General features: G+C 38.8%; 18 protein-coding genes and 1 riboswitch. Of the genes, 4 read left to right on the top strand and 14 right to left on the bottom strand.

The features are described from left to right. Positions 1 to 54: 54 nt before the first annotated feature. The gene (locus J7I93_RS21655; RefSeq protein WP_214728415.1) at positions 55 to 1,350 is read right to left on the bottom strand and encodes an NCS2 family permease; all 1,296 of its coding nucleotides are present in this window, start codon (positions 1,348 to 1,350) and stop codon (positions 55 to 57) included. A 92-nt stretch (positions 1,351 to 1,442) separates the two neighbouring features. Then, positions 1,443 to 1,548, bottom strand: a riboswitch (purine riboswitch). Positions 1,549 to 1,751: 203 nt separating this feature from the next. Between J7I93_RS21655 and J7I93_RS21650 the strand changes: the two genes are divergently transcribed. Next, positions 1,752 to 2,066 (top strand): DUF948 domain-containing protein, encoded by a 315-nt coding sequence (locus J7I93_RS21650; RefSeq protein WP_214728412.1) that lies wholly within the window; start codon positions 1,752 to 1,754, stop codon positions 2,064 to 2,066. A gap of 30 nt (positions 2,067 to 2,096) precedes the next feature. On the opposite strand, the gene J7I93_RS21645 is transcribed toward J7I93_RS21650, so the two are convergent. Then, a complete protein-coding gene (locus tag J7I93_RS21645) occupies positions 2,097 to 3,002 on the bottom strand; it encodes a YihY/virulence factor BrkB family protein (protein WP_214728410.1) in 906 nt (301 codons plus the stop codon). Between the two features lie 269 nt (positions 3,003 to 3,271). Here J7I93_RS21645 and J7I93_RS21640 point away from each other — a divergent pair, with 269 nt between their 5' ends. Together J7I93_RS21640 and J7I93_RS25445 are read left to right on the top strand one after the other, a co-directional pair. Further along, entirely contained in the window at positions 3,272 to 3,442 is a 171-nt protein-coding gene (locus J7I93_RS21640) for a hypothetical protein (protein ID WP_214728408.1), read from the top strand. Between the two features lie 30 nt (positions 3,443 to 3,472). Continuing rightward, positions 3,473 to 3,598, top strand: coding sequence for a hypothetical protein (locus J7I93_RS25445; protein WP_285289090.1), 126 nt, complete (start codon positions 3,473 to 3,475; stop codon positions 3,596 to 3,598). A 47-nt stretch (positions 3,599 to 3,645) separates the two neighbouring features. Here J7I93_RS25445 and J7I93_RS21635 read toward each other — a convergent pair whose 3' ends face one another. Further along, complete coding sequence (locus J7I93_RS21635; protein WP_214728406.1) at positions 3,646 to 4,152, bottom strand: hypothetical protein; 507 nt, start codon at positions 4,150 to 4,152, stop codon at positions 3,646 to 3,648. A 335-nt stretch (positions 4,153 to 4,487) separates the two neighbouring features. Here J7I93_RS21635 and J7I93_RS21630 point away from each other — a divergent pair, with 335 nt between their 5' ends. Then, positions 4,488 to 5,381: a YitT family protein gene (locus J7I93_RS21630; RefSeq protein ID WP_214728404.1), complete on the top strand. Its 894-nt coding sequence runs from the start codon at positions 4,488 to 4,490 to the stop codon at positions 5,379 to 5,381. A gap of 383 nt (positions 5,382 to 5,764) precedes the next feature. Here J7I93_RS21630 and J7I93_RS21625 read toward each other — a convergent pair whose 3' ends face one another. The 11 genes from J7I93_RS21625 to J7I93_RS21575 all read right to left on the bottom strand — a co-directional run bounded on the left by J7I93_RS21625 (position 5,765) and on the right by J7I93_RS21575 (position 12,690). Next, entirely contained in the window at positions 5,765 to 6,127 is a 363-nt protein-coding gene (locus J7I93_RS21625; RefSeq protein WP_214728402.1) for a YidH family protein, read from the bottom strand. A 100-nt stretch (positions 6,128 to 6,227) separates the two neighbouring features. Then, complete coding sequence (locus tag J7I93_RS21620) at positions 6,228 to 7,004, bottom strand: sulfite exporter TauE/SafE family protein (RefSeq protein ID WP_214728400.1); 777 nt, start codon at positions 7,002 to 7,004, stop codon at positions 6,228 to 6,230. 64 nt (positions 7,005 to 7,068) lie between these two features. Continuing rightward, positions 7,069 to 7,296: a sulfurtransferase TusA family protein gene (locus J7I93_RS21615; RefSeq protein WP_144543301.1), complete on the bottom strand. Its 228-nt coding sequence runs from the start codon at positions 7,294 to 7,296 to the stop codon at positions 7,069 to 7,071. A gap of 64 nt (positions 7,297 to 7,360) precedes the next feature. After that, entirely contained in the window at positions 7,361 to 8,485 is a 1,125-nt protein-coding gene (locus J7I93_RS21610; RefSeq protein WP_214728398.1) for an MBL fold metallo-hydrolase, read from the bottom strand. A 38-nt stretch (positions 8,486 to 8,523) separates the two neighbouring features. Continuing rightward, complete coding sequence (locus J7I93_RS21605; protein ID WP_214728396.1) at positions 8,524 to 9,102, bottom strand: sulfurtransferase TusA family protein; 579 nt, start codon at positions 9,100 to 9,102, stop codon at positions 8,524 to 8,526. Positions 9,103 to 9,137: 35 nt separating this feature from the next. Beyond that, positions 9,138 to 9,614: a DsrE/DsrF/DrsH-like family protein gene (locus tag J7I93_RS21600; RefSeq protein ID WP_144543298.1), complete on the bottom strand. Its 477-nt coding sequence runs from the start codon at positions 9,612 to 9,614 to the stop codon at positions 9,138 to 9,140. A gap of 297 nt (positions 9,615 to 9,911) precedes the next feature. Beyond that, the gene (locus J7I93_RS21595; RefSeq protein ID WP_214728394.1) at positions 9,912 to 11,042 is read right to left on the bottom strand and encodes an MBL fold metallo-hydrolase; all 1,131 of its coding nucleotides are present in this window, start codon (positions 11,040 to 11,042) and stop codon (positions 9,912 to 9,914) included. A 63-nt stretch (positions 11,043 to 11,105) separates the two neighbouring features. Continuing rightward, entirely contained in the window at positions 11,106 to 11,402 is a 297-nt protein-coding gene (locus J7I93_RS21590; RefSeq protein WP_214728392.1) for a rhodanese-like domain-containing protein, read from the bottom strand. A 15-nt stretch (positions 11,403 to 11,417) separates the two neighbouring features. After that, positions 11,418 to 11,777: a rhodanese-like domain-containing protein gene (locus tag J7I93_RS21585; RefSeq protein ID WP_214728390.1), complete on the bottom strand. Its 360-nt coding sequence runs from the start codon at positions 11,775 to 11,777 to the stop codon at positions 11,418 to 11,420. Positions 11,778 to 11,889: 112 nt separating this feature from the next. Beyond that, complete coding sequence (locus tag J7I93_RS21580; RefSeq protein ID WP_214728388.1) at positions 11,890 to 12,150, bottom strand: metal-sensitive transcriptional regulator; 261 nt, start codon at positions 12,148 to 12,150, stop codon at positions 11,890 to 11,892. Positions 12,151 to 12,345: 195 nt separating this feature from the next. Next, complete coding sequence (locus J7I93_RS21575) at positions 12,346 to 12,690, bottom strand: rhodanese-like domain-containing protein (RefSeq protein ID WP_214728386.1); 345 nt, start codon at positions 12,688 to 12,690, stop codon at positions 12,346 to 12,348. Between the last annotated feature and the right edge of the window lie 625 nt (positions 12,691 to 13,315).

The following is a 13,315-nucleotide window of genomic DNA, read 5'->3' as shown; positions in this document are numbered from 1 at the left end:
CATTAACAGAGCCAAACAAAAAAAGACTGCCTGAATGAACAGGCAGGCTTCAGTTTATGCCAGATAAACAAAATAGCCCATAAAAGCAATACAAAGTCCGTACATAATGGGATGAATCTCTTTTGGCTTACGGAGTGCCAGCATTGTAATGGGGTAAAGAATGAATCCCAAGGCGATTCCTGTTGCTACACTAAATGTTAGAGGCATCATCAGGATCGTTACAAACGCCGGAATGGCTATTTCAAGTTTGCCCCAATCAATATGCTTAACCTCCATTGCCATTAATGCACCTACAATAATCAGCGCCGGTGATGTTACTTCCGCTGTAATTACACTCAGCAATGGGGAGAAAAACAACGCAATTGTGAAACATGCTGAGATAATCACAGAGGTGAAGCCAGTTCTTCCTCCAGCCGCAATTCCAGAGCTTGATTCTATCATCGAAGCAGTGGTAGAAGTGCCTAATACAGAACCGACTACAGTTGCACTTGAATCCGCCAGCAGTGCTCTCCCCGCATTTGGAATTTCATTATTTTTCATAAGCCCTGCCTGGCTGGCAATCGCAATCAATGCTCCAGCTGTATCAAAAAAGGCTACAAATAAGAAAGTAAATATGACGGCAAGCATCTCTGCAGTATAGATTTGATCAATATGCAAAAATACTTCTCCAAAAGTTGGCTCAAGACTTGGGATCGCACCAATTATTTTTTCTGGCTTATCAATTAGACCCAGAAGCATCCCGATAGCAGCAGAGATGACCATTCCATAAAATATAGCACCTTTAACGCCTCTGATCATTAAAACAATGGTTAATATAAAACAAAAGACAGCGAGTAGTGTTACTGGTGATTTAATATCGCCTATCGAAACAAACGTCGCTTCATTGCCCACAATCAGACCGGCATTTTTCAAACCGATAAAAGCGATAAAAAAGCCGATTCCGCCAGCAATTGCATGCTTTAAATCCTTTGGGATGATGTTAATAATTTTTTCCCTTATCTTTAATAAGCTTAATATCACAAATAAAATTCCGGAAACAAATACACCCGTTAGTGCTGTTTGCCATGGGATGCCCATCCCGATGCAAACAGAAAAGGTGAAAAAGGAATTTAGGCCCATACTTGGCGCAATTCCGATCGGATAGTTGGATAGCATGCCAATTAGAAGAGAGCCAATAATAGCTGACAATGCTGTGGCAGTAAATACTGCCCCCTTATCCATTCCAGCCTGGCTGAGAATAATAGGATTTACAATTAATATATAAGCCATTGACAAAAAGGTGGTGAAACCCGCAATTGTCTCCTGCTTGAATGATGTTCCTCTTTCATGAAACTGAAAAAATGATGACACACAATTTCCCTCCTTCTTCTAAATAACTAAAAAAAGCTCCGCAATATGCGAAGCTGCCCATAAAGAATACAGAAGAAAATAGCATGTAAATAAAACCAGGCTACATCCCCTGTAGTCAAGCTAGCTATTTACGGCAGCCTGGTAGAAACGTTCAGACCCTATTTCTGAACATATACAGGTAATAAGAAACGCGCATAGAACCGAATTTATGGCACCCGGGCTAAATCTTATAATATATTAATATAATGATGATTATTCTAGCAAACTCATATATGGAGGTCAATTCTTTAATTTATTCTGAGAATTCTCCTTATTCCTATGCTTTAAGAGAAAGATCCCGATGTTACTTTTTTCGGAAAAAGGGTAAACACTAAAAAAGCAACATGAGGAGGTGGATCACTATGTACATTGTTTATGCAAGCCTGATACTAATCGTCGCATCATTGGTATTTCTCGGCATCTACGCATTTAAAACTTACAAGGATGCCAAGCCGGCCATTGAAAAGCTGACAGCGATAAGCACTGTCATGCAGCTAAAAGCTGATCAAATAAAAAGTGGAGTTGATGAGCTGACATCAACACAACAAGAGATCCAGAAGGATATTGATTATAAGAAACAAACGTTTCATAATACTGTATCAGCTGTAAAAGAAACACCGAAGAAATTCAAAAAATGGTGGAACATCAAAATACCATTCATCCACCAAATCAAATAAAACGAGGGCTAACCCCTCGTTTTTTTTGTGTTACTTTATGGAAAGAGTACTATAAGCCTCTGCATCCAACTTCCCGCTGCTATTATCTTTATCAATATCCTTCTTATTATCGTCAGGCTTTTTCGTCTTATGCCTATGGTAAATAGCACTGATTTCTCCGCCAATAACAAGAGCAAGACCTGTCAAAAAGAACCATAGCATCATAACAATTACCCCGCCTAAACTTCCATAAGTTGCGGAGTAATTTCCAAAGTTGCTAACGTAAAAAGATAACCCAAGTGATATCATCAGCCACATTACTGTTGCAGCCAGTGCACCAGGGATAACATGTTTAAACGGGTAATGCTTATTTGGAGCCACCTTATAAAGGATGGCTAAAACAGATACCATGATCGCAAATGCAATTACCCATCTTAAAACTGTAATAAGGATTTGCATGCCGTTTGGTATATGAATAAAATTCTCCACAAAATTCATAATCAGTTTTCCGAAAACCGGCAAAACCATTGCAATGATAACGGCCACAATCAATCCTATTGTCAAACCAATCGATATGAGCCTTGATTTAATAAACGACCTTGTTTCTTTAACATCAAAAGCATCATTCATAGCTCTTATAAATGCCTGCATACCGTTAGAGGCCGACCATAATGTACCGATAATACCAAAAGTCAGCAGCCCGCCATTGGGCTTCGTTATAATATTTATTACATTGTCCTCAATTACACTATATGAATCTGCCGGCATCACTGCCTGCAAATAAGATAATGCTTTTTGAGGATCCAAAGAAAGATATGGAACTATGGAAATAAGCAAGATTAACAAAGGGAAAATGGAGAGCATATAGTAATAGGCTTGTTCAGCTGCAAGCCCGGTTGCCCGATCATTTTTGAATTCCTTCCCGAGCTTCTTGCCGTATTTGATCACCTTATTCATTTTTACATCCTCCCTTTTTCAACATAAACCTTGTAAAAAGTCTTTTCCCCCCGGATAGGGTTCATAATCATTTTTTGCAGAAAAATATTTATCAATTTTTTTTGATTATTAAGTTGCATTTTGGAATTAATGGAACTATAATACAAATATCAAAACATTTTGATTTAATCATACATCAAATCTGATTACACAACACTGCTTATTTTGCACTCAAAATCAATTTTTTTTGATTAATAAAACAAATTTTATTGATTAAGGAGTTGGAATTTATGTTTCGATTTGAAGACTTTATGGTCGCAGAGCTTAAACAAAAGGAAATTGAAAGGATAGCCAGAGATGCCTGGAAGTTCTCTTCACCTCTGAAAGAAAAACCTGCCCGCCAAAATCCCACCAAACAGGAACTATCAGGCTGTGGGTGCAATCCATGTGAAACCTGTTAATTTTGTTTTTTGCTTAAAGGAGGTGAATTCATGTTGAATGTCTTTAAATCCCTATCAGTCACAAAGGATGGCAAGGAATGCTGCCAAATTGAAATCAAGGAAGCAGATAATAAAACAGATAGAGATTGCTGCAAGGAAGCCAAAACTTGCTGCTAATCCATGAAATGGAAAGGTGCCGCCAGATTGATCTGGGGCACCTTTTTCTATTTTTGATATAAATTATTAAACATTCTTTTCATAAAATAATCGTCTTCGCATTTTTCACGTTTGAAGGGTATTCTCTTCCCTTTTTTCACGACCTTTTCCTCTACTTCCCAGCCAGCTGGCTCCTTCTTTAAATGGACCATATTATTACCGTTTTTAAGGTCTTTATAAAAGATGTATGCCTCATCTGGATTCCCATGAAAAAAGTAAAGCCTCTTTTCTCCATTTGAAGCGCCTCTCATTTGCTTCTTTAAACTCTCCAAATGTGCATCTTCACCGGCAGTAAGAACTGAATACTTCATCAGATCAATCATATTTATATACATGCTCTGATCAATTATTTCATCATATTTATGCCCGAAACTTGCAAACACATCACTAGTAACCTGTTCGTTGAATTCCTTTGTGCGAAATTCCTGCTTCCTTATACATTCAAGATCGTTTTTTTTGCTATCTTTTGCAGACGCAGCTGTTGATAAATTTAAGGATAACAATAATGCCAGCAAGATTATAATCCACCTATACATTTAACCACCTCGCAGGTATTTTTCCAAGAAATGAAGAAATTATACTTATAAGCTAATTCATAACTTTAGAGGCAGTTTGGATTCAACCAAATTAATCCATGAAATGTTATAATTATATTTAAAGTGTAAGATTAAAGATTTCAATTTGTTCATTAGATGGATTTTAAGAAGGCCTAAATTGGCACTAGCTATCATACTGTTTTATAAAGGATTAAAAAAAACACCGGCTCTTCCAATAACCACTATCTTCAAATTTTTTAATATTCATCGACGCAAAAAAATCTTTTCTAAAATAACATAATTGGGGGTCATTTATGAATGTTTCATTAGAACCTGCTGTTGAACAAAATCTACATAAAGGATTAACGAAAGCCAAGCTAGCCAAAAGGATCGTCTTTATCATTTTAGGGGCCATTCTTATGGGGGTCGGGATTGAAGAATTCCTGGTTCCAAATAAGATACTGGATGGCGGAATCGTTGGTATCTCCATTATCCTTTCACATTTATCCGGCTGGAAACTCGGCTGGTTCATCTTCGTCTTAAATATTCCTTTCTTCTATATTGGCTACAAGCAAATTGGTAAAACCTTTGCGTTATCCACCTTATTGGGCATCGCCGTATTATCCGCTACCACACTCCTTTTGCATGACGTCCCTGTATTTACAGAAGACTTGCTATTGGCAACGGTATTTGGCGGAATTGTCCTTGGAATAGGGGTCGGCATGGTTATCAGGTACGGGGGATCATTGGATGGAACAGAAATTCTGGCCATTCTTGTCAATAAAAAACTCCCCTTCTCTGTTGGGGAGATCATCATGTTCTTCAATATCTTCATTTTTGGAACAGCTGGATTTGTTTTCGGCTGGAATCGTGCCATGTATTCCATCCTAGCTTATTTCATTGCTTTTAAAACAATTGATGTTGTCATACGCGGACTTGATGAGTCCAAATCTGCCTGGATTATTAGTGAAAAACATAAAGTAATCGGCGAAGCAATTCTTGCCCGGCTCGGAAGAGGAGTTACCTATTTAAATGGCGAGGGCGCCTATACAGGCGACGATAAAAAGGTAATATTTTGCGTAATCACCAGACTGGAAGAAGCAAAACTAAAAGCCATTGTCGAAGAAATCGACCCCAATGCGTTTTTGGCAGTAGCTGATATTGCTGAGGTAAGAGGCGGTAGGTTTAAAAAGAAAGCCATCCACTAAGGATGACTTTTTTTATGGGTTCAGATGGATTTGATAAGCAGAAATAAAAATCGACTCCGGAAGCACTTTCATCCTCGCACCGCTTCGGGTTTTGCTGTGTTTTAGACTTGCTTTGCGTCTGCAAATGAGAAGTCCGCTTTACACTCGTTTGTTAATCCGTCTGATTAACTACCATATATGAGGGGTGGACCTTATTATCGTCGTTGATCCGTTCGATTAACTACCATTTCTGGTGGATGGACCTTTTTATCGTCGTTAATCGCTTCGATTAACTGCCATATCGTGCTATTTTTACCCTTTTACGTGCTTTCTCTACTTTTACGCCCAGGTTTGGACTTGTTATCCCAGGTCTGATGTGCGTAGGGGGCCCAGCCGCCCGGCTATTAAATTAATATGACAAATAAATAGGTTAACAACAGAATGAATATCAAAAAGATGATGATAGTTATTAAATAGATTAAAGACCTTGATGAAGTGTAGGTTTGCGTATTAATTCTTTTGCGAACCCGAAAATAATTCATGGTTGAATATAATAGTATGGTAAGTCCAGTAACCAGCGAGAATAGGCTTAATGCCACCGCAATACTGTCAGCAAATTCATTTACCCTCTGTATGTTATTAAAATGCAGTGTAGATGCCAGAACCCCTATGCCGATTACAGCTATCGACGTACGAACCCAAGCCAAAAAAGTACGTTCGTTGGCCAAGTGCTGCTGTATGTATTTTGACTCCTTTGTTTCTTCCATTTGAAACAACTCTCCCCGGATTAGAGTATAGCTTTATATTTTCCATTTATTCTCAAGTTAAACTCAAAAAGAGGACAGCAAATGCTGACCCCTTTTGTTATTATAGAATATCCATCCAGATCTTAATAGATGTACCTAGGATAAGCACAGCCAAGATAATCTGCAGGATTTTTGTATTTACTTTCTTTCCCGCATTTGCACCTAGCGGAGATGCAATTAAGCTTGCTACGATCATGATGGCAGCTGGGATGTAATCAACCTGGCCAGTTGCAACCTTACCTACTGTTGAACCAATTGAAGAAATAAATGTAATCGCCAGGGATGTTGCAATGGTCATCCTTGTAGGAATTTTTAACACAACAAGCATGATTGGAACAAGCAGGAATGCTCCTGCAGCACCGACGATACCAGCTCCAACTCCGACCACCAGAGCAAAGAAGGCTGCAAGCCATTTATTGAACTTTACCTGGTCCAATGGTATATCGTCCAAACCCTTTTTCGGTACGAACATCATGACTGCAGCAATCAAAGCCAATACTCCGTATACCAGGTTAATGCCGCCTTCAGACATGAAACGTGAACCGTAGCTTCCGATCAAACTACCGATTAATATAGCAGAACCCATATATATGATAAGTGTTTTATTTAAATAGCCGCCTTTTCTGTATGCCCAGACGCCCCCGATAGTGGCAAAAAACACCTGTACAGCACTGATTCCCGATACTTCATGAGCGGAAAATGACGCTAAACCAAATAATGGTGGAATGTATAAAAGCATAGGATACTTAATAATTGAACCGCCGATTCCGACCATACCGGAAATATAAGAGCCGATGAAACCAATTAAAAAGATAACGATTAAAAAGGTAAAATCCATGTGGCTGTTCCCTCCTTTAAATCGACAAAAGGGAGTAACAACTCCCTTTTATCATTTCATTATATTAGCCTTTTTTAACCCAGAACTTTAGAACTCCATTATCGTCCTCATGCTTTAAAAGTTCATGGCCAGTTGATTCTGTCCAGGCAGCTAAATCTTTAACTGCGCCTTTGTCAGTTGTATGAATTTCAAGCACTTGGCCGGATTCGATTTCACCGATTGCTTTCTTTGTTTTTACGATTGGCATTGGGCAAGCTAGACCTTTTGCATCTAATACTTTTGTTACATTCATGATTTCATTCCTCCGATTTTTTATAGTTAGTATTAAAGTTAAACCAAAATCCAATTCAAAAAAGTTATCTTACAGCACAGCGGTTTGGTCCGATTTCCATTTCACGCTGTTTCTCTTCATCCGGGCTGACTTTACCCATATTTGTTTCACGGATTTCCTGATAAGCATTCGGCTGAGGAGGAAGATTTTCAGAAACCAATTTTCTGAACTCACCTTCATCTTTAATGTTTAACCCGTGGTTTTTAGCAAATAAAGTCCCAAGCTTTTCAGATACGCTGCCATCTTCGTTTAACTCATCAATGATCATGAAGTGTGCAGGCATAACAATTAATTCGCTTGATAGCTCTTTATAACGCTTGTAGAGGGTTTCCCTTAAATCTCCAGCCCAATCACCAGCTTTACCCGCCAAGTCAGGACGTCCAATTGAATCGATGAACAGGATATCACCTGATAGAAGGTATTGATCATCAACTACAAAAGAGGTTGAACCGATTGTATGGCCAGGTGAATAAACAGCCTGAATGGTAATTTTTGTGGAACCAATCATTACCTCGTTTCCATCTTCAAGGCGGTTATATTCAAATGTTACTTCCTCAGCGTCCTTAGGAGGAAGCCAGTATGAAGCACCAGTTTTTTCAGCAATTTTTCTTCCGCCGGAAATATGGTCAGCATGCAGATGTGTATCAAAGACATGCTTGATTTCTGCATTCTTTTCAGCAGCAAAATCAGTAAATACATCAGTCATTCTAGTTGCATCAACAATCGCAGCTTCACCGTTGGAAATAACCATGTAAGATAGGCAGCCCTTGCCGATGCGGACGAATTGATACATTTCTCCGCCATCCTTCAAATCGCCTACTTTAACAGGCTCAAGATGTTCACTCCAAGCTTTCATTCCGCCTTGAAGGTAAGAAGCTTCACGTCCTGCTTCTTCAAGCATGTCTGCAACCATTACTGAAGAACCTTCTTTTGCACAAACTACCAGTAACTCTTTATCAGCCGGAATTTTATCAAGGATAGGTTCTACTCCATCAAGAAGATCGAAGTAAGGAACATTTAAATATTCGAAGTTTTTGCCTTCAATTTTCCAATCGTTAAAGTCACTTTCATTGCGGACATCAAGGATGAAAAATTCTTCATTATTGAAAACTTTTTTCGTTACTTCTTTAGCTGTCATTACTTTCGCCATCTTTATACCTCCTACTGTATCATTTCAGTTAAAAATTTTTAGTTAACTTTTGTTTCAGTTGGTCCATTCCACTCGGACATTCCAGGTACAACATTAATTACGTTGGTGAAGCCTTTTTCGGTTAATGTCTGTGACGCCATATCACTGCGGCTTCCTGTACGGCATACTACATAGATTTTCTTATCCTTGTTCAATTCGCCGATGCGCTCTTCCAGTTCGCCGAAAGGAATTGAAACAGCGTTCGGAATATGGCCAAATGCAAATTCAGCAGGCTCCCTTACATCAAGAACGACAATATCAGAATTTGAGTCAAGCTCTGTTTGAAGCTCTTCATTTGAAGCAACAGGCTCAAATTTTGCAGCTTCACGCTCTTCATTTGCACTTGCTTTGCGGATGTAGTGCTTTAACACTTCTCCTTCTTCAATTGTTCCAAGATATTGATGGCCAGAGCTTTTAGCCCATGCCTGGATATCAGCCTTTGATCCTTTATCTGTTGCAAGAACCTCAAGTACTTCTCCAGGATTTAAGTCATTAATCGCTTTTTTTGTTTTTACAATCGGCATTGGACATGCAAGGCCTTTCGCGTCAACTGTAAAATTTGTTTTTAATGCTTCCATTCAAAAAATCCCCCTATCATATTTGCGAAATTTGATTATATGAATAAGTTGACATTGCCATCTTCTGCATCAGCTAAGTACGCAGCAACACCGGCAAATTCAACGCCATCAATAATTTCATCTTGTTTAAAGCCAAGAAGGTCAACAGTCATTTGGCAAGCTACAAGCTTAACGTCCTGTTCTTTTGCCATTTCAATAAGGTCGCTTACTGGCATTGTGTTGTGTTTTTTCATGATATCTTTAATCATTTTAGGACCCATTCCAGCCATATTCATTTTTGAAAGACCCATTTTCTCAGGTCCCCTTGGCATCATTTTGCCAAACATTTTCTCTATAAACGATTTATTCACTTGAATTGGTTCATCTTTTCTTAAAGCATTTAATCCCCAAAAAGTGTGAAAAATCGTTACCTCATGATCGTACGCAGCAGCACCATTTGCAATAATATAAGCCGCCATTACTTTGTCATAGTCCCCACTGAAAAGAACAATCGTTGTTTTTTTCTTTTCCATTTGTTCTTCTTCCTCCCTTTACCCTAATAGGTATATATTTAATCAAAAAAATATTTGTTTATCTTATTTTTACTGTGATAATAGTATTAATACCTTATATCGTATTAATACCTTACAGGGTATATACTATCTTATATTAGATGATCTGTCAACAGGGTTTTCCTTTTTATTTATATATGATCTTTGTTGCTCTTTGAGGATCTCGCTCCTGCTGCTCTAATCAACACGTTCTAAAATCAATAACAAGTTAACTGAGCCATTGATAAAGGGGAGAAATATTCTCCCCTAGGATCAAAATTAATGTGTATGGTGAAGCGCACAGCGGTTAGGTCCGATCTCCAGTTCTTGTTGCTTTTCTGCTTCAGCCTTCATGACGCCGCGGTTAATCGCTACAATTTCCTCAAAGTTTGGAGGAGTTTCAGAATTAGCATTCGCAACAACCATATCTACGAATTCTGCCTTATTTTTGTTCTGCATAAGTTCGTTTCGTGATCGGATATTTCCTAATAGGTCTCCAATAAAGCCTTCTTCGTTCATTTCATCATCCAAATCTGCATAATGTCCAGGAAGAACAATTACATCATCTGCAATCGCTGCTACTTTTTCATAGACTGTGTTAAATAAGTCCTGCGCCCATTCTGCAACTTTTCCTCCCAAGTCCGGGCGTCCAAGTCCCCCAACAAAGATAGTGTCTCCAGAGAACAACAGCTTGTCGTTCACAAAGAACGATACACTGCCTGGTGTATGACCAGGAGTTTTAACAGCAAGTACTTCCAGCTTTACATCTTCAAAAACGATCTCATCGTGCTCTTCCAGTGCGTTGATGTCGAAAATAGCTCCTTCACTTTGCATGAGGTAGTATTTAGCGCCTGTACGATCTGAAAGTTCTTTACCGCCTGAGATATGATCAGCGTGTAAATGGGAATCTACAATATGAGTGATCTTAAGCCCAGCTTTTGCTGCTTCTTCTTCGTATATTCCAGTAAATCTGGATGGATCAACTACCAGGGCTTCTTTTCCGGATACAACCATATAGGAGAGACATCCTTTTCCGACACGGATGAATTGGTATACCTTTACGTTTTCATCGCGATATACTTCTGCTTTATATAAGTATTCGCTCCAGGATTTCATACCCCCTTGAAGATATGAAACGTTAGAGATTCCAGCTTCCTCCAAAGATTCAGCTACAAATTTTGAAGATCCCTCTTTTGCACAAACAACAAGAATTTGTTTATCGCTTGGAAGTTTTTCAAGAGCAGGTTCTACTCCGTCAATTAAATCAAAATATGGAATATTAATGGATTCTACTTTTTCCCCTTCAATTTTCCAGTCCTTATAATCACTTTCATTTCTTACATCCAGAATAAACAAGTCCTTTTTCTCAATTACAAACTCAGCAACTTGTTTTGCAGTCATTTCCTTCATACAATTTACCCCCGTAAGTATATTTTATTTTAAAAAAATATTGCCAGATAGTCAATTGGCTTTTTATTCTGTAGGGCCATCCCAGTTCATCATACCGCCAAGCATGTTAATTACGCTAAAACCCTGGCCTTCAAGAAAGCGAGCAGCTAATCCGCTGCGGTTGCCTGATCGGCAAACCATAACATATTCTTTATTCTTATCCAGCTCATGCATACGGAATTCAATTAATCCAAGCGGAATATGGATAGCTGAAGGTATCTTTCCTTCTTTTACTTCATCCACTTCACGAACATCAATGATATTTAATTTCTCTCCGGCAGCTAGTTTTTGTTCTACTTCTTTAACAGTCAATGTTTTCATTTTACATCCTCCCCGTTATCTCCAGGCGCTTACTCCGCCTTTGATGTTTGTAATGTTTTTAAAACCCGCTTTTTTTAGTATTTTGCTTGCTTTGCTGCTTCTCATTCCGCTTTGACAAATAACAACTACTTCTTTGTCCTTTGATAGCTGCCCCATTTTCTGGTGAAGCTGATGAAGAGGCATGTTAACAAACCCTGGAACATGAAAGCCTTTAAATTCTGCAGGTGTTCTTACATCAATGTATTGCTTGTTTTTGTCCTTTAATTCATTCTTCAGCTGAGCAGTTGTCATCTGCTTTATGCCCTTTACCGGGATCAGCTTCTGAGCTAGAAGAATAATAAGCAGGGCGATAATAATTCCATTTACAATAGTCATTTGTTTACCTCCGAATTTGTGTGATTGTAAATATTAATATAGTGTTAATCAATCTTCATTATACCTTGTAGGGTATATTGTAGCTTAATAAAAAAAGGAAGTCAACTACCTTTTATCTGCTTTTAACAAGTAAGTTGACGGCCTCTTCAATCATGCTGGAATTCTCAGTTCCCTTTTCCGCGCTTTCGAGAATACATTGTTCAAGATTTGAACTGACAATAACTGCAATTGCTTTATCAATCGCTGACCGGGATGCTGTTAGCTGGGTAATGACAGATTTGCAATCTTTTTCTTCCTCCATCATTTTCAAAATGCCTCTTAGCTGCCCCTCCGCCCTTTTGATTCGATTTTGAGTTTTTGCATCGTATAACACAATTTTCACCCCATTTTATTTTTTATTTTGGCTCTGTTAAATTGGCCTGTTGATTTCCACTGCAGGCACTCCCTTTCCGCGGGCGGTCCGAAGCTCCTGCGGGGACTCCCTTTGATCCGCATTCCCGCTGGAGTATCGTGCCCTCCGCTCCAATCAACAGGGTGCAAAAAACAACAATAAGCTTTAACAGAGCCTTTATTTTACACAATGGCATTCTGGCATTGAAAAACCGACTATGTTAAAACCTTTTTTTCGGAGCATCCTGATTCCCACATTTTTTTCTAATGGGCTGGATGCAACCAAATGGATTTGGTTATGAGGTATTTCTTTAATGTGCCTATTTATATATGGAATCGGAAGATTGATCGCCCCAGGTATTTCACAGTGGCAGGAATCATTATAATCCCTGACGTCCAGCAGGACAGTATCTTCTTTGGGACTGCACTGTTCCAAACTATAACATGGTATGTTTTTCACAGGGTAATACCTTTTGAACAACGGGATTATAAGTAACAACAAAGTTAGTAAAATATATAGCATTATAATCTCCTCTGCATGTATGATTCAAATACAATACATATATTATACCCCTTAAGGTATAATGTCAACCTATAAATCAAATTTTTTTTATCAACAGTTTTCTATTAACCTTCCCTGGTGATTTCCGTTCCTGAGACTGGTTTCTGCGGTCGGTCCGGGAGACTCCTCGATGCATTCGCATAGTGCCTTCCTTTGACACTCTCCTCCCGTCGGACATCTGATGAACTTACTCGCATAAACACGGCACGAAGAATCGGGGATTTGTATTTTCGAAAGGTCTCGCCCTCTTTCTCTACTATCAACAGGTTCAAAGACAACAATAGCTTTAACACAATCACAAAAAGACACCTCAAAAAAATGAGGTGTCTTTTGCTTGCTGCTTAGCAGCAATCACTTTCATTACCTAGCAGGACAAGACCTTCTCTTTGTTGATCATGCTCAAGAGTCATGCCTTCTGTGTAAGATTTGATTTCCGGGTCAAAGGCAACCTGGATTTCATTGATGGTTTCTGTTATGTCATCTGCTTCCGGCTCATCCAGAGCCAGTCCAATCTGTGGGCCTCCTCAGCCATAGCCTGCAAAATAAACTCTAATACCACCCGTATTTTTCTCCTGAAGCACTTGCT

This window comes from Bacillus sp. ISL-47 (assembly GCF_018613175.1).
Taxonomy (GTDB): Bacteria; Bacillota; Bacilli; order Bacillales; family Cytobacillaceae; genus Cytobacillus.
The sequence above is the reverse complement of the archived record's forward strand: the minus strand, read 5'-3'. Positions and strand labels throughout refer to the sequence as shown.